The sequence below is a fragment of the Paenibacillus ferrarius genome, from assembly GCF_002027705.1.
Lineage (GTDB): Bacteria > Bacillota > Bacilli > Paenibacillales > NBRC-103111 > Paenibacillus_E > Paenibacillus_E ferrarius.
The window spans coordinates 395,780-413,675 of record NZ_MBTG01000001.1; the positions used below are offsets into that span (position 1 = coordinate 395,780).

Here is a 17,896-nt window from a genome sequence, read left to right on the forward strand (position 1 = left end):
GCGTTTAAGGCACATTGGATGAAAGAAAATGGAGCTCCTGCATATAAGTTTGCATATGGTTTTTTATCTTTTCATAGTGCGCGGCAGCATGTGGCAGCTGTTCATTCGTTATTCTATCCATTGAAATAATGCGGAATTGATGCCCATTGTGACTGTGTGTATAAGTAGGGAGAAAGCTGGGGTTTTGTAACGCAATTGAAGATTGGTTTTTGCCTGTGGTTTTCGTAACCTCAATCGTGGCCATTCCGCCAATTTGTTTATATAAGTCTTTTTGAGCGGAAATGAAATTTCCAAGCGAGTATAGAACGAAAGATCGGTGTCCATTTTTACCGTATACCCAAGCTGGCGGCTGTAAGACATGCGGGTGGTTTCCTATGACGATATGAACGCCCATATCCGCAAGCTTTTGCGCAAGATTGAATTGATCGTGGTCTGGAAACCGTTGATATTCCTTGCCCCAATGAAGAGCAACCACAACAACATCCGACATCTGTTTGGCTTGAATCACATCCTGATGGATTTGATTTTCATCGATTCTGTTGACTAGAAACGGTTTTCCATTTGGCGTAGTGATGCCATTGGTCCCATAGGTATAGCTCAAAAACGAAAAAGTAATCTCGTTCTTCGTCATCGTCCTTATTTGGTCTCTGTCATTTTGCGATTTGAACGTGCCTGTATAAGGCATACCAAGGGTATCCCAATAGGTAAGGGCGCTCTGAATGACCTTCTCGCCTCTATCCAGGGAATGGTTGTTTGCAATAGTGACCATGTCCACCCCTGCATCTTTCAGTGCATCGCCTACTTCATGCGGGCTGTTGAACGCGGGATAATTGGAGAGCCTCAGTTCCTTGCCTCCGATCATGGTTTCTTGATTGGCTATTAGAATGTCAGGACTTTCTAAAAAGCGTTTCACTTCTCCAAACATAGGCTTAAATTGATAAGTTCCGTCTTTCTGCTCGGCGTCCTTGTAAATTTGATCATGAATGAGCACATCACCGATCGCTGCCAGCGTAACTTTCGTTAATTGAGGCTTGAGAGGCTCCTCTTCCATAGAAGACATGACGAGAGGTTTTGTTGGCGTCGGCGGTGCCGTTGATTGGACATTAGGTATAGGATGGTTGGGTTCAATGGGGATCTCATTAGGCGTTGCAGATATGTGGAAGCATCCAGCAGTTAGAAGCAATGTAGAAGCAATCGCAACAGTTCGTTTCACGATGAGGTATCAACTCCCATGCCTTATAACTCTTAAATTACCCCAATAGTATTCCCGCAAAAAAATCTCTCATCAATGAGAGATTTTTCTAATTTTCTATTCATTTGTTATCGACATTGATCCTAAATCAGACTGACCGTGAAGGGAGCTTGTTTATTCTTTTTGATAAAATGTATCTGCAATGAACCGAAAAACACTTTTCCTTGGTTGTATTGTAGTTCGCATTTGTACCCATGTGAACAGGATATGGATTGCAGAGCTTTAAAACCAGGGAGTGCTTTAACTAAAGAGGTGATTTGTTGAATGACATAGTTTGGCAATTCAGAATACCTCGTCGCATTAATCCCATCGACAACGGATATAAAGCTAGGAAACGCAGCCTTGTTGAAATAGGAAAGATTGACACTTTCTTGAGCAATTTCTAATATCTCTTTATTTAATCGGTTTAGATTGATGGTAATATTTTTGTAAAAGTAGATACCAAACCCGATTTTATTCGTTAAGGGATTTAAACGTTTTTTCCATTTCAAGATCGTCGCTTCCCAATAAGTTTCCAGCTGATCTTTAAATTTGTTCCTTTGAAATAGGGATGTGAAAAATTTTTTCATGAAAGAGCTCCTTCTTTTAAAATGTACCTATTTGAGACGTCCGAAGTAAGCAGATTGTTCATTAATATTACCTCCAAATCATATAAACAGAATTCTTGTGAGAATTTTGTGAGAGAGCTTTGCTAGGATGATATGTAATGCTTACTAAGGAGGAAATTATAGGAATGAATTGGAGACGTAGGAATCAGCTTGCAGGAAAAATGTTCGCATGGTGCATGGTCATCTTCATGATCTCAACGACCCTATTTGCAAATTCTGTACATGCAGCTAACGGGTGGAGTCAATACGGTAAGATCGGATCAGAACATGGCAGTGGGTTGGGGGAGTTTGGGTACCCGCTCGGTGTGGCAACAGATAGCCAAGGCAATGTATATGTCGCCGATTACGATAACAATCGCATCCAGAAGCTCGATGTATCTACTGGCGTTTGGAGTGCGTGGGGCAAGGGAGGCGTAGCAGCAGGAAGTGGTCTTGGAGAGTTTAATAGTCCATCCGGCATCGCTGTAGACAGTAATGACAATATATATGTGGCCGATAAACTTAACCATCGCATCCAAAAGCGGGATGCCATCACAGGAACTTGGAGCAAGTGGGGCAAAAACTACAACGGTCCCAATGTTCTGGATTACGGTTGGGGAACAAACCCTGGTGAGTTTCACCTTCCAACCGGCGTGGCGGTTGATCATGATGGCAATGTGTATGTGGCCGATACGACGAATCAGCGCCTCCAGATGCTCGATGCAGCCACAGGGAAGTGGACTGCATGGGGGAAAAGCGGTCAATCGACAGGAAACAAACTCGGTGAGTTTAAGCAGCTAACCGGTGTGGCCGTGGACAGCAAAGGAATTGTATATGTCGCGGATTATGAAAACCATCGCATTCAGAAGGCAACGATAGAAAAAAGTGTAATAAACGATGAAAACGGGAATGCAGCTATTTTATATACACCTACATGGAGCGAGTTCAAGAAAAACGGAGGCGGACCAGGCAGCGGCCTTGGTGAGTTTGACGAACCCTACGGCGTTGCGGTAGATAAGCAAGGGAATTTATATGTAGCGGATAGCAACAACCATCGCATCCAGAAGCTATTGATAGCAACAAATAAATGGAGCAAGTGGAGCAAAGACTACGACGGTCCAGATGTTCCCGATAATGGTTACGGAAGCGACCTCGGTGAGTTTGATTATCCAACGGGTGTTGCAATCGACCACATGGGCAATGTGTATGTCGCCGATTACAACAATCATCGTATCCAGAAACTAGCCAAATATATGCCCCTCTCAGCAGGCGGCTTTCATTCCGTCGCTATTCAAACAGATGGCAAAGTATGGACGTGGGGAGCGAATAGTAGTGGTCAACTTGGACTCGGAGATGCTGGGTTTGAAACCAATCGCAAAACTCCTGTGCAAGTAATGAAAGAGGACGGGACTGGTTTCATCGCAGTCCAAGTTGCCGCAGGAGGCTCTCACACTGCAGCATTAGATCCCGATAAGCATGTATGGACCTGGGGGAGTAACACAGACGGTCAATTGGGAAGTGCGGGATCAAGTCGAAACAAACCTTACAGGGTAGACAATATAGCTGATGTAACTGCAATTGCAGCAGGTACGTCTCATACTGCAGCTCTGAAGGGAGACGGCACTGTATGGACGTGGGGATCCAATGGAGAGGGTCAATTAGGACTTGGAAACCTAGAGGTTCGAGCGGCTCAACCTAAACAGGTCATGCTAGCAGATGGAACAACCCCGTTAATCGCCAAATCCATATTTGCTGGATACAACCAAACATTAGCCATTGATTTGAATGGTACGCTTTGGATGTGGGGTTCCCAAGGTGACAGTGCGAATACATATTTGCCCGTGAAAGTAACTCACAGTGATGGTTCGGACTTTAAAGCTGTGGCTGCTGCAGCTGGTCTGAAATTTACAGTTGCTTTAGACGATACCGGAAAGGTATGGGTGTGGGGATACAACGGCACTGCAGGGGCATTGGGAATTGGCGTAGTCGACAATGGTACAATTCATTATCCACTCACACAAGTAAGCGGACTTACGGATATAATAGCGATTGATGCAGGCTCTATGCATACACTCGCTTTAAAGCAAGATGGTACAGTCTGGGCTTGGGGAAATAATGAGAATGGTCAGGTGGGCAATCTAAGCAACGTGAATAGTTCTGTACCTGTCAACGTGCTCAATCAAGACGGGAACATCTTTCGCAATGCTGTTGCCATATCCGCAGGGGGGGATAATACGGGGCATTCCCTTGCAATGAAGAAGGACGGCTCGATCATCGCCTGGGGTACTAATGAGGCTGGGCAATTAGGAAATGGTAAGAACGTTGGTAAAAATTATGCAGAAGTTGTTGCAGGATCAACTTTCACCGTAACCTTTGATTCGCAAGGGGGTAGTGAGGTAGTACCTCTATCCGAGATTACGAAGAATACAAAGATTACAGCGCCAGATGCTCCGACAAGAAAAGGCTATTCATTTGCTGGTTGGTATACAGATTCAGGATACAATGTACCTTGGGTTTTCGAGGCAGATACCGTAACGGCCAATCTGATCTTGTATGCCAAATGGAAGGACCAAACCTACTCAATTACACCAATTAGTAATCAGACGTTATCGGAATTAACTGTTGGTTACGCGAGCGGCACCCAGGAAACGAAGTCAATTGCGATCACTCGTACTGGAACTGGCGTCCTGGAGAATGTATATGCAGCTATAAGTGGAACGAATGCAGGAAGCTTTGAAATTACGGCACCTCAGGTGACCAAGCTGGATAATGATACGCCATCTACGGCTTTCTCAATAAAAGTAAAAGATGGATTGGCAGCAGGGATCTACACGGCGACGGTTACAGTAAAAGCAACGAACATGACCGATGTTGTGTTTAACGTAACGCAAACGGTAAAAAAATCATCGGATCCTGATCCAATACCGACCTATACAATTGCACCAATTAATAATCAGACGTTAACGGAGTTAACTGCTGGTTATCCGAGCGGCAGTAAAGAGACGAAGTCGATTACGATCACTCGTACTGGAACTGGCGTCCTGGAGAATGTATATGCAGCTATAAGTGGAACGAATGCAGGAAGCTTTGAAATTACGGCACCCCAAGTGACCAAGTTGGATAAAGATACGCCATCTACGGCTTTTACGATAAAAGCAAAAGATGGATTGGCAGCAGGGATCTACACGACGACGGTTACTGTAAAAGCAACGAACATGACCGATGTTGTGTTCAACGTAACTCAAACGGTAAAATCACCTACCCATTCGAATCCTGATTCAACGCCAACTACAGGTTCGCCTTCAACATCAACCAAAGAAGAGATCGTGGTGGATGTACGGGCAGGAGAAGGAGATGTCATATCCAAAACGCCGATCACTCGTACAACAGAGCCGAACGGCATGGTGAAAGACGAAGTCATCCTTACCTCGGAGCGTGCGAAAGAAGCGGTTGATCAGTTAAAGAATAAAACGGATAAAACCGCACGTATCGTCATTCCCGACGAAAAGGACAAAGTATCGCAGATTGATGTGAAGCTTCCTGTTAATGCAATAGGTACATTGGTGGCTGGGCAAGCAAATTTCGAAATCTACACGAACAATGTCCGTATCGTGATTCCAAGAGAATCTTTGGATAACTTCAATAAGGACCTCTACTTCCGTCTTGTACCGATTAAGCAAGATAGCGAACGGAAATTAGTTGAGGAACGGGCGAAGAAAGAAGAGCAGATAAGGGAAATTGCCAAGGGACAAGAAATTAAACTCTTAGGCCGTCCGATGACGATTGATACTAACATGCAAAGCCGTCCCGTGGCGCTTGTTCTTCCGCTGAAGGACAGCTTGCCGCAGAATGAAGCCGAGCGCCAAGCGATCTTGGATAATCTTGTTATCTTCGTTGAGCATAGCGACGGCACCAAAGAACTGATTCGCGGCGAATTGGTTGCGTACAAGCAAGGCGAGAAGGGCATCCGATTCAGCATTAACAAATTCAGTACGTTCTCCATGGTCTATATGAAAGGCATAGGAACGCATAAACCGTATATTAATGGGTTTATTGACGGCACTTTCGGTCCTGAGAAAACCGTAACCAGGGCTCAAATGGCGGCAATGCTCGCACGAAACCTTGAAACGGCGTACAAAGGTAATGGAACTTCGTCCTTCAAGGATATCGATGTGTTGCATTGGGCATTCCAAGACATGGAGATCGTAAATCAGGATGGCTTAATGCAGGGCTACACAGATGAACGCTTTGGCCCAGAGGAAGGTATAACAAGAGCGGAGATGGCTGTCATTGTGGATCGCTGGATGGCGAAGCAAGGCAAAGCGAGCGGCAGCCCAGATCACGACACGATCTACACGGATCTTACCGATAAGCATTGGGCATATCAAGCGATTATGCATGTTCGCGGTTATAGCATTATGGAAGGTTATCAGGGCAATGCCTTCGCTCCGAACCAAAAGCTTACCCGCGCTGAAGCGGTGAAAATATTAAATCGCCTGTTCAATCGCGGGCCGCTGTATGGCGTCAAGTCACCAAGTTTTACGGATGTGGCTAGCAGCGATTGGGCATTCTATGAAATCGAGGAAGCAGCCAAAGCGCATCAATGGGTGAAGGACGACAAAGGCAAAGAGATTGAAAAATAATAGAATTAATCAATAGGTAGAAGGTTATTCTTCAAACATAACATTGTTTGAAGAATAACCTTCTATTTCTTTTAAGGATTAATGGCTCTCCTTCGCTCTGTCTGCTTTCTTTGTAAGCCCAAATTGCAAGTTGGAAAAAACAACAGCCACCCCTACCAGAAGCGCCGTACATCCAATAAGCAATGGCAGGACGAAGGTAAAAGCTTGTTGCATTGGATTAATTCCAATGCAATCTAGTTTGAAGAGCTTGAAGGAAGGTTTCATTGGATAAACTCCAATGCATAATCTAAAAAGCAGGCTTTTTTGAGGTTTATGAATATTTCATTGGATTATTTCCAGTAGAAGCTTGCAATAGGGCCTATAATGGCTGATTTCATTGGACAAATTCCAATGCGAAGAAGAATTAATACCTGTTTCCGAAACGGATAAGCAATAAAATTCCACCCCGCACAATAGAAAGCATACCCTCAGAGTTTAAGAAAAATTTTATATTTAACCCCACTTCTTTTTAAATAGTTGTCCTTATCCTAGAGTAAATGAACGATTAGGAGGACACTAAAATGAAGAAGTGGGTTTTTGTGCTTGTTATTCTTGTACTGGCTGGCTATGGAGTTGCTCAATATAAATGGAAAGCCGTTAACGAGAAAACACAGGAAGAAACCAATCCAGCTCCCAAAATGACTCTTCAAATGAAAGATCTTAAAGTGACAAAAGATCAGATTTATAAAGGCAATTTGTTGTTGGTTAATAAGGATTATCCCGTGCCCTCAGGCGGCGATGTGTCCGAAGCGGTCACTCTGCTTGAGCATAAGGAACTGCTGAACGGATTTATTGTGCTGGATAAAACGATACAGTTGTCGCCGGACTTGGTGAAAAAATTCTCAACAATGATTGGAGCCGCAGCAAAAGATGGGGTTAGCCGATTTCTAATCAGCAGCGGTTATCGGAATCATAAAGAACAAAATAAGCTCTATCAACAAATGGGGGCTAAATATGCACTGCCAGCTGGCTATAGTGAACATAACTTAGGTCTATCGCTTGATATTGGATCTACGCAATCAGAAATGAGTCATGCTCCAGAAGGAAAATGGCTGATAAAAAATGCATGGCGTTACGGGTTTATCTTACGATATCCGGCTGACAAAACGGCAATTACAGGTATTCAGTTTGAGCCATGGCATTTCCGTTATGTTGGTTTGCCGCACAGCGCAATTATGCAGGAAAAGAATTTTGTTCTGGAGGAATATTTGGATTTTTTGAAAGAAAAGAAGACCTTTACGACTGTAGTAGATCATCAAACCTATGAGATTTCTTACTATCCTGTCGCCCAAAACAAAACGATCCCTGTGCCAGCGAATGGCCGCTATCAGATATCAGGGAACAACGTGGACGGTGTCATTGTAACCGCGTTTAATTAAACAAAAGTGATACAGGGGTGGAACGAATGAAGTCGATCACAATTCTAATCGCAGATGATGAGCCAGAAATTGCCGATCTGATTGAATTGCATTTGGAGAAAGAGGGCTACTGTTGTCTGAAAGTACCTGATGGGCTGGAAGCTATTGCTGCTATTCAGAGTCATGCCATTGATTTGGCGATTTTGGATATTATGATGCCTAAACTGAATGGTTTTGAAGCAACAAGGCAAATTCGGGCTCAGTACCATCTGCCTATCATTTTTCTAAGTGCGAAAGGGACTGACCTTGATAAAATTACAGGCTTAGTAAGCGGAGCGGATGATTATATGACCAAGCCTTTCAATCCGATGGAATTGGTTGCTCGCGTGAATGCTCAGCTGAGGCGTTCGAAGCAGTTGAATCAGCCTCCAGCCGCAAATAAAACTGTTTTGGAAGCAGGTGGCATGTTTATTTATCCTGAACAACGCACGGTTAGCCTATATGGTGAAACGATTGAAATAACTCCAAAAGAGTTTGATATTCTTTTCCTGCTGGCCAGTTATCCGAAGAAAGTTTTTAGCGTTGAGAACATTTTTCAGCAAGTGTGGGGCGAAACCTACTATGAAGGCAGCAATACGGTCATGGTGCATATTCGCACCTTGCGGAAGAAGCTTGGCGAAGACATTCATCAAACCAAATTGATCAAAACCGTTTGGGGTGTGGGGTATACATTCAATGGCTGAAATAACCCAAAGCTTTCGATTCAAAATGATTCAACTTTTTGGTTTAAGTATGCTTTTCTCCGCTGCCATTACTTATATGTTCTATAAAGTGCTCCAGTTCTACTATTATACGACCAAGTTCGAAAATCCATTGACTAGAATCCGGTATTTGATCAGAGATATTGGGGACATTAACTTCTTTTTGCTTATTTTCATACCACTCTCGTTTTTGTTTTTCTTTCTCCTCACCAACCGATATGCGGCTTATTTCAGTGAAATATCCCGTGGAATCAATCAGCTTGCGCAGGGTGACTTCAACAGTCGTATACATATTCCGTCCAAAGATGAATTCGGGCATATTGCCAGAGACATCAATTTGGCCAGTGAGCAATTGCAGCAGGCCTTGGAGAGAGGAGATTTTGCAGAAAACAGCAAGGAACAATTGGTCTTGAATTTAGCTCATGATCTGCGTACGCCGCTGACTTCCGTTTTAGGTTATTTGGATTTCATTCTTCAAGACGATCAATTAACGGCAGAACGAATCAAGCACTATACGAGCATTGCCTATGCCAAGTCTCAACGTTTGGAAAAGCTCATTGACGAGCTATTCGAAATCACTCGAATGAATTATGGCAAGCTGACCATTGAAAAAAAGCAAATCGATCTGAGTGAACTGCTCATCCAGCTTAACGAGGAGTTGTACCCTGCCTTTGAGAAAAATAACGTAACATCCCGTTTGAATGTGACTCCGCATTTGACGGTATGGGGTGACGGTGATCTGTTGGCGCGCGTATTTGAAAATCTGCTGACGAATGCGGTGCGCTATGGAAAAGAAGGCCAGTTTATTGATATTAATTGCCAAACTGACGAAGAAGAGCTAGTTGTTCAAGTGGTCAATTATGGGTATTGCATACCTCCGGAAGAGCTTCCCTATATCTTCGATATGTTTTATACCGGCGATCAGGCGAGGACTCATCGTGAAGGGAGCACGGGCCTGGGCTTGTCCATTGCAAAGAACATTGTCGTGCAGCATCAAGGCACAATTACGGCCAAGAGCACTGTCATTTGCACGCTTTTTGAAGTGCGTCTTCGGCAAGGAGGAAGCGGAGAATGAAGAAGTGGCATTTATGGCATGGCGTTAGGGTGAAGAAACAGATAAAGAAATGGACCCGAAAGGATGGATCCGCGGCTTTGATGTTTCTCATGCCGAGCGTTTTCGGATTTGGGCTATTTTATCTGATCCCTTTTGCCGTTGGCGTGTTCTATTCTTTGATGGATAGCACGGTAGACAGCCATTTCGTCGGATTGGCTAATTACCGCGAGCTGCTCGCGAGCCAATCCTTCCGAAAGGCGGCATCCAATACGTTCTATTTCAGTGTCATCAGTGTGCCGCTAATCCTTGTCCTGTCGCTAGGCTTGGCGATTCTGTTGAGTAAACAAATTTACCTGCGAAAATGGCTGCGAACTGCTTATGTGCTGCCGCTTGTCGTTCCCGTCGCCTCGATCATTCTAATCTGGCAGATGTTGTTCGATTGGAACGGCTCCTTGAATGCTTGGCTAAGCGGCTTTGGATTCGAACGTGTGGATTGGATGAAGACCGATGCGGCTCGAAATGTCATCATCATCGTTTATTTATGGAAGAACATCGGCTATAACGTGATTTTATTCTTGGCAGGTCTGCAGCAAATCCCGAAGGATTATTACGAAACCGCGAAAATTGAAGGGGCAGGGCGTTTATGGCAGTTTGGCCGCATTACACTTGTCTATTTAACATCTACACTGTTTTTTGTTGTTATCATGTCGATTATTAATTCGTTTAAAGTATTTCGGGAAACGTATTTGATCGCAGGCGATTATCCGCATGACCGTATATACATGATGCAGCACTATATGAACAATATGTTCACGTCGCTTAATATTCAGAAGCTGACTGCCGCGGCGACCTTGATGGCCGGCTGTATTCTTCTGATCGTCATGGGATTGTTTGCGCTTGAACGCCGATATCGGCAGTTCATGGAATAGGGGGAAGGCTGTGTCAGTTGCTAAATTATTGCAAAAAAGTGTGTTAACGGTGGTCATGGGCGCTATAGCAGTCCTGTTATTAATGCCCATTGTGATTACTTTCACAAATTCGTTCATGACAGAACAAGAAATTGGTATCAATTATGGACCGATAGGCCAGATGAACAAAGCGGCTGAAGGAAGGCCAAATCCCTTTGTAAATTTAAAAATCGTGCCGGATCAAGTGACCTTGGAGCAGTACGGCAAGGTGCTCATAGGCAGTCCGAGGTATCTGGCGATGTTCTGGAATTCGGTATTTATGGTGGTGCCGATCATCGCAGGACAAACCCTCGTAGCAGCGCTTGCTGCATACGCGTTCTCCAAGCTGCAATTTCGTGGCCGGGACCATTTGTTTCTTGTCTATGTCATGACAATGCTCATGCCATTCCAAGTGACGTTAGTGCCGAATTACATGATGGTGGATAAGCTTGGGCTGCTGAATAGTACGAGTGCGATTATCTTGCCTGGCATCTTCGCAGCTTTTGGTGTGTTCATGCTCAGACAGTTCATGCTGGATATTCCATATGCCTATATCGAAGCGGCTAAGCTGGATGGAGCAGGACATTTGCGAATTTTCTACAAGATTATCTTGCCAATGATTAAACCGGGTATGGCTGCACTTGTTATTCTCTTGTTCGTCGATTATTGGAACATGGTGGAGCAGCCGCTTATTTTTCTGGACGATCCCTTCAAGCAGCCATTGTCGGTTTATTTATCCAGGATAAATGGGGAGACGGGGATTGCATTCGCTGCATCCATGCTCTACATGGCTCCGATGGTACTGTTGTTTCTGTATGCAGAAAAGTATTTCATAGAAGGCGTTCAATTGTCTGGCATTAAGGGGTGATGGTGGAGTTGAGGTTTTTGAAGCAAATCGTATTCATTGTTTTTATAGGATTGTTATTATTTTTTACGCTGTTCAGCAACACGCTGCAGTCATTGACTTTGCCGAAAGTGCGAACAGAAAAAGCGGCTGGCGGCAGTCTTTTATTTACGATTGAAGGCCATGGCAATCTGTATCCGATCGCCGAAGCGAGATTATCGAACCCAGCAGGCTGGAAGGTTCTCCAGATTCTTGTGAAAGAAGGTGATCGTGTGAAGAAGGGGCAAAAGCTAATCGTTTATGATAGCAAAACGGCCGAACGAGAATTAGAAGATGAAATAACGAACTTAGAGAAGCAGAAGATTGAGTTGGAAATTGTTCAAGATCAGTTCATCCAGTCGACCGCGCAAGGGGATGAACTTAAGATTCGGGATGCAAGACGCAATATCCAAACGCGTAAACTTGATCTAGGCACGCAGGAACGAAAAATCAACGAGTTAAAGGATCGACTGACTAGGCAGCAGGAAATAACGGCACCGTTCGATGGCATTATTAACAAAGTGAATGCGATTGAAGGCGTAACGTCAGCCAGAGAACCGGATGTTCTTATCTCGAATAGCAGCTTAGGGTATCGATTGGATATTCCTTCCAATTCAAAGTTAATTGCCAGCTTAGGGATTTCGAGCGGAGAAAAGATAGAGGTCAAGGTACATACAGCAGCAGATAAAGACCAAGAACAACAAATGCGTATGATCGATGGCACGATTGATGAAGTGGCAAATTTACAACCTCGCACCGAGAGCTCATCTGGTGAAGGAGCTGAGCTCTCTCCAACGATTTCGCAGAAGGTTCTGCGTATAAAGGTCAATGATTCTGAGCTGAAAGGGGGTGAGAAAGCAGAGATCAAATGGGAGAAACGCTCACACCAAGAGGGGCTTGTCATCTCCAATGAGGCGATTCATCAAGACCGTGACGGCATGTTTGTTTATAAAATAGACGAGCAGAGGGGGGCTTTAGGCAATGTCTTTGTTGCTCGTAAAGTCCGAATTCAGTCCAGTGAAGCGAATGGCAAAGAAACAATGATTCAAGCGGATAGCCTCTATAAGGATGACCTGATGATTATGGAAAGCAGTGAACCTTTACAAGACGGCAACCGTGTACGCTTGCAATAGATATAACTCAAGGAGGCATTTATTCGATGAAAAAGTGGATGTATATGATTTCAATTGGTATTTTAGCAACGTCAATGACCGCATGCAGTTCTGGAGGCAGCGAGAAATTGGCAAATACGGAGAAACCGGCAACCAAAGAGGGGAAAAAGGTCGTTACTTTAGCGATGCAGCTATGGCCTTCAACGATGCAGGAATCGAGCCTATTTTACCAGACATTAGAGAAAAAGTTTGAAGAAAAGTATCCGGATATCGATCTGCAAATTCAGATTTCAGAGGATTATGAGAAATACAAAAAAACGACGAATACAGCCTTGCTTGCAGGGAAAGGCCCGGATATCTTCGAAATAAGCAGTTTGCCTATCGACGATTATGTGAGCAAAAAGCTTCTTCTGAACATGGATGAGACGATGGCGAATGACAAAACATTGAATAAAAACGATTTGCAAACGAACATTCTGGAGGCATTGAAGCAGAGTGGCGGTTTGTACGCGATGCCTATCGGGTTCTCCCTGCGTGCTTTCGTAGGCGACGGGGACATCCTTAAGAACGCAACTGTCAACGATAAGAATTGGACCTGGACGGAATTTGCAAAGATCTCGAAGAAACTGGGGGAAAGCAGTAAGGAACGCCGGTACGCTTTAGCGAATGATCCTCCTGAGCTCCTTCTGCAAGAATTGATCGTGGATAAATATTCAGAGTACGTTGATCATTCAACGAAAAAGGCAAAGTTTGATTCTCCCTCGTTCGTGGGCGTGATGCAGCAAATTAAGAAAATGTACGATGACAAAGTCATGACTTCAGAACCGGCGGATATAGGCAAACAAATGTTCTATTCTACTATTCTGCAATCACCAGAGAACTTTATTAATGGTCTGCATCAAATCTTTGCAAATCCGAAACTGCTGCAAAAACCAGAACAAACAACTCGTGCGAGGATTATCACGGATTCCCGTTTCGCCATTCAAGCTAAATCTACGGTGAAAGAGGAGGCTTGGAAGGTGATTGCCTTCTTCCTATCCGAAGAAGGACAATCCCTGCAAGGAAGACATGGATTTTCAATGCTTAAATCAGTGAATGAGAAGCAGTTGAATGACATTCAGAAACAAGTTAAAAGCGGAAAGTATATGCTTCCTGACGGAAAAGCACCCAAAGTGTCAGATGAAGAATTTACGAAGTTCAAAGAGTTCATTCATACAGCGAATAACTATTCGGATGCAGACGGTAAAGTGATTTCCATGATAGGAGAAGAGTCGGCTTCCTTCTTTAGCGGACAAAAGTCTGCGGAGGAAGTAGCCAAGCTGATCCAGAACAAGGTGACCACTCTCTTAAACGAATAGCAAACATAGAAACTGAAGCAGCGCACCTCTTGCGCTGCTTTTTTCAAGTTGTACCCCAATTAGGGAACCAGAAGAAGGTCTGTCTTACAATTTAGATTGTTTGCGGTAGCTTAGAGGCGAGATGCCCGTTATTAATTTGAACGTCCGTCCGAAATGCGAAGCATGATCAAATCCGACCATGCCTGCGATTTCCGTAATATTATAGGAAGAGCTAACAAGCAGCTCACGTGCTTCTTTGATTCGAATGTTGTTGATATATTCAATGAGTGTAAAACCGATTGCATCTTTGAAGGTTCGGCAAAGGTAGGAAGAGCTTATGTCAAATTGCTGTGAAATATCACAGAGCTTAAGTGGCTCCATATAATGAACGTTTACATAACTAACGATATCCAGCACTTTCTTGTGCGTTCGGTTGGATTCAATCACCACCCTAGTTTCGTCACTGTCGAATATTTTGCGATTCAGATAGAGAAGTAATTCCACCAACAAGAGGTGCTGATACTGTTCATATCCGCGAGCTTGCTTCTTCCCCTCATGAATCATCTTCTGAAAAAGCTGTTCAATGAAGAGCTGATCCTTCCCAATCGTCTTCAAGGCATGGTAATCACTTGTGAAAAGCTCAAGCAGTTTCTCACATTGACCGTCGGTGCAGAAATGCTGTAGAAACTCTTTTTTGAATAGTAACGTGACTCGTTCATAGGTATTGTTGTTAGAATTTACTAACTTATGGATTTCGTAAATATTCATAAACAATAGAGTTCCCGCCACAACTTGATAAGTTCTCTCACCGATAACATAATAAAAATCCCCGGATACTAAATACAAAATCTCATAGGCATCATGGTAATGTCTCGAAGGCATGCTGGTATACATCTGTTTCTTGCGACTGATCTCGAAAGAAGTAGATTCATAATATACGGGATTCATAAAGCACCTCCTAAGAGAATTGTAGACTTAAAATTCAATTAAAAGCAATATTTGTATAAAAAATTAATGTTCGCAAGAATATATGTGCTGTTCGGCCAAATGTTCTGGGATATACTCTAAGTGTATTTGCTAACGGATAGCAAAGAAAGGGGGCATTTAATAATTCGATATGAAGATATTGCAAGCTGAATAGGTTTTACGGACAGGTTTACAGCGACGATGATTGGAAACTCAAATGAAGAATGAAGAGAGGGATGGACGAATGCCTAGCAACCAACCGTATCTCAAGATCAGATGGTCCTCTATTACCCGTGTCGCGCTTATTTGTTTGCTGCTTGCCATGGATATGATAGGTCTTGTCTCGAAAGCTGAGAACGCGTATGCAGCTCAAGAAACGATTGCGCAGTGGATATTCAATAACAAGGGTACAAATGGCGTATTTCCTGCTACTGGCGGTGTTTTCCAGACGACTTCATCCTTACGCGACGTAGGTACAAATACGAACGAGTACGCTTACGAGTCCGGCGAAAACAGCGTACGCAACCAAGGCTGGAATAGCGGAATAGGCACCAAATATTGGCAAGCAACCGTTTCCACAAAAGGCTACGAAAATATTCTGCTCTCCTCCCAACAAACCTCATCTAGTACAGGCCCCAAAAATTTTAATGTGCAATACAGCACAAATCAACAAAATTGGTTAGATATTCCGGGCGGAGCCCTAGTTCTAACGCAAAATAATTTCAACTGCTCTAACAATTCCTGCAAATTGACAAATCTTCCTTTGCCTTCAGGAGCTAACAACCAAGATGTGCTCTACATTCGGTGGGTCGTTAATTCCACCACAAGCGTAAGCGGAGGAACGGTGCAAAGCACGGGATCCAGCCGGATTAAAGATGTCAGTATAACCGGAACACATAGTGGCGGGGATCCAGGCAGCACGCCTACGCTTGACGTAAGCAAAATTCCTGCTTCTGGGGCTGTAGATATCTCTCTCACGACCGACATTACCGTTAAATTCAACAAATTGATTCAGCTGGACACCACTTATCAGGCTGCAATCACAGATAATAATGTGCCGCTTAGCGGTGTTTCCGCCTCACTTCTTGGCCAAGATACAGTGAAAATCAGTCATCCAAGCTTGGCTGCTGGCAAAACCTACAAGGTGACCCTCCCTAAAGCACTCATTAAAGGAGCAGCAGACGGTTTGACACCGAGCAATGATATTGTTTGGAGCTTCAAGACGAAATCTCCCGATACGGGAGCTAAAACACCTACGCTGCTTAATATGACATTTAATGGGGACCCAAAGACAAGCATGGCTTTCGACTGGTATACGGTGGAAACGGTTAAAGGTACTACCGTCCAAGTTGTTGAATCCACGCAGGTCATTGACAACCAATTCCCTGAACAACAGGCTGTTTCGTTCGCAGGCAGTGCAACTGTCATTGATACGTTAATGACGTCAAGCGATAGAAGCTCCAAAAATTATAAAAAATTCGCCAGCCACAAAGCGATTGCAAGCGGGCTCAAACCTGGAACCAAGTATACTTACCGGGTTGGCAACGGCGATGCGGATGGATGGAGCGAGTTGGGTTCATTTACAACGGACACAGCAACGAATCAGAACTTTCATTTCCTCTATGCGACAGACTCGCAAGGTTCAACCAAGTCGAATTTCGATTTGTGGCAGGATACGTTCAAGCGAGCGATTGAGAAAGCCGGTGATCCTAAGTTCATGCTTCTCACAGGAGACTTGACGGACGACGGTGATTTGGAGCAGCTCTGGCAATGGTTCTTAGGCGCACCCAAAAAGGAATTTGCCAACGTGCCCTTTGCTCCGGTTCTTGGCAATCACGAGGTAGAGGATTATCCGAATAATAACTTCTTCTACCACTTTAATTTGCCAAAAGATGTTGGAACGGGTGCACATGATGGAGCGGTGTATGCGTTTGAATATGGAGATGCGCTCTTTATGCAAATGGATGCTCAATATGAAGGCCAGGTTAATCCCTACCAAGCAGATGCTCAATTCACTAAGCAATTGGAGTGGATGCGGAACCAAGTGGCGAAGTCTGATAAGAAATGGAAGTTCGTCTCCATGCATAAGGGCGCTTATTCTTCTGGGGACAATGCATCGGCAGAAAACGAACGGGTTAAATTTTACCGTAAATATTTGATTCCCGTTTTTGATGAGCTTGGCGTAGATATGGTATTTGAAGGACATGACCATATGTATATGAGATCTTACCAAATGCTGAATAACGCTAAGGTTAATAATGTCATTATAGATGAGCAGGGCAATGCAGTGAATCCTCAAGGATCGGTATATTTGATGGGCAACTCAGCCGCTTCTAAATTCTATACGCTGAATCCCAATGCAGATACGTTCTTTGCAGCAAAAAACCTTCAGCCAAACAAGAAAATGTTTGTGGATGTTTCCATAACAAGCGATGTATTGAAGTTTACCTCATATACGGCAGTTAAAGATCAACCTCTCGCTGTTTACGATGCTTACAGTATCAAACGGTCGGATGGAAAACCTAATCCAGTAGTCAATTCAGCTGCGGTAAGACAGTCTGGCAACCGTGCCGCCATTACGTGGAATGCTCCTGCAAGCAGCACAGAACCGGTGAGAGGCTACCGCATTTATGAGAAAAACGAGAAAGTCAGCACCAATTGGAGTGTCTATGTGCCAGCCGTAAGTGGACAGAACAGCTACAGTTTTACGGTTAATGGGATAGATCCTGCCAAATCTTATAATTTTGTTATTAAGGCAGTTGGCACAAGGAATAATTCGCTGGGAACTGAAGCAGGATTTCCGTGATACCATCTGAAAAGTAGAAATAGTCCATATTTTAGTCGAGATTATTAATGGGCATGAGTTGTCAATCATTATATGATTAGGCCAAAGCTGCTTGAACGCAATGGATAACAGTGTTTCAGCGCTGCGGAGTACCCCTTGGAAGGAAGTCTCC

12 protein-coding genes are annotated in these 17,896 nt (G+C 43.9%); 9 read left to right on the forward strand and 3 right to left on the reverse strand.

What is annotated here, in order from left to right:
* Nucleotides 1-4 precede the first annotated feature (4 nt).
* Both BC351_RS02350 and BC351_RS02355 read right to left on the reverse strand, forming a co-directional pair.
* Nucleotides 5-1,213, reverse strand: a complete 1,209-nt coding sequence (locus BC351_RS02350; protein WP_079409092.1) for a CapA family protein — start codon at nucleotides 1,211-1,213, stop codon at nucleotides 5-7.
* A gap of 122 nt (nucleotides 1,214-1,335) precedes the next feature.
* On the reverse strand, nucleotides 1,336-1,821 hold the full coding sequence (locus tag BC351_RS02355; protein WP_079409093.1) for a hypothetical protein: 486 nt from the start codon (nucleotides 1,819-1,821) through the stop codon (nucleotides 1,336-1,338).
* Nucleotides 1,822-1,985: 164 nt separating this feature from the next.
* Here BC351_RS02355 and BC351_RS02360 point away from each other — a divergent pair, with 164 nt between their 5' ends.
* The 8 genes from BC351_RS02360 (at nucleotide 1,986) to BC351_RS02400 (ending at nucleotide 13,994) form a co-directional block, all read left to right on the forward strand.
* Complete coding sequence (locus tag BC351_RS02360) at nucleotides 1,986-6,482, forward strand: RCC1 domain-containing protein (protein ID WP_158081957.1); 4,497 nt, start codon at nucleotides 1,986-1,988, stop codon at nucleotides 6,480-6,482.
* Between the two features lie 560 nt (nucleotides 6,483-7,042).
* Nucleotides 7,043-7,900, forward strand: coding sequence for a M15 family metallopeptidase (locus tag BC351_RS02370; RefSeq protein WP_079409096.1), 858 nt, complete (start codon nucleotides 7,043-7,045; stop codon nucleotides 7,898-7,900).
* Nucleotides 7,901-7,926: 26 nt separating this feature from the next.
* The gene (locus BC351_RS02375; RefSeq protein ID WP_079409097.1) at nucleotides 7,927-8,622 is read left to right on the forward strand and encodes a response regulator transcription factor; all 696 of its coding nucleotides are present in this window, start codon (nucleotides 7,927-7,929) and stop codon (nucleotides 8,620-8,622) included.
* Entirely contained in the window at nucleotides 8,615-9,715 is a 1,101-nt protein-coding gene (locus BC351_RS02380; RefSeq protein WP_079409098.1) for a sensor histidine kinase, read from the forward strand. Before BC351_RS02375 ends, BC351_RS02380 begins: the two co-directional genes overlap by 8 nt.
* Complete coding sequence (locus BC351_RS02385; protein ID WP_208629544.1) at nucleotides 9,712-10,623, forward strand: carbohydrate ABC transporter permease; 912 nt, start codon at nucleotides 9,712-9,714, stop codon at nucleotides 10,621-10,623. Before BC351_RS02380 ends, BC351_RS02385 begins: the two co-directional genes overlap by 4 nt.
* A 55-nt stretch (nucleotides 10,624-10,678) precedes the next feature.
* On the forward strand, nucleotides 10,679-11,509 hold the full coding sequence (locus tag BC351_RS02390) for a carbohydrate ABC transporter permease (protein WP_167388001.1): 831 nt from the start codon (nucleotides 10,679-10,681) through the stop codon (nucleotides 11,507-11,509).
* 17 nt (nucleotides 11,510-11,526) lie between these two features.
* A complete protein-coding gene (locus BC351_RS02395; RefSeq protein WP_341865966.1) occupies nucleotides 11,527-12,657 on the forward strand; it encodes an efflux RND transporter periplasmic adaptor subunit in 1,131 nt (376 codons plus the stop codon).
* Nucleotides 12,658-12,683: 26 nt separating this feature from the next.
* Nucleotides 12,684-13,994 (forward strand): ABC transporter substrate-binding protein, encoded by a 1,311-nt coding sequence (locus tag BC351_RS02400; protein WP_079409101.1) that lies wholly within the window; start codon nucleotides 12,684-12,686, stop codon nucleotides 13,992-13,994.
* An 84-nt stretch (nucleotides 13,995-14,078) separates the two neighbouring features.
* Here the strand turns inward: BC351_RS02400 and BC351_RS02405 are convergent, their stop codons facing one another.
* Entirely contained in the window at nucleotides 14,079-14,921 is an 843-nt protein-coding gene (locus tag BC351_RS02405) for an AraC family transcriptional regulator (protein WP_079409102.1), read from the reverse strand.
* A gap of 262 nt (nucleotides 14,922-15,183) precedes the next feature.
* Here BC351_RS02405 and BC351_RS02410 point away from each other — a divergent pair, with 262 nt between their 5' ends.
* The gene (locus BC351_RS02410; RefSeq protein WP_144028241.1) at nucleotides 15,184-17,745 is read left to right on the forward strand and encodes a metallophosphoesterase; all 2,562 of its coding nucleotides are present in this window, start codon (nucleotides 15,184-15,186) and stop codon (nucleotides 17,743-17,745) included.
* Nucleotides 17,746-17,896 lie beyond the last annotated feature (151 nt).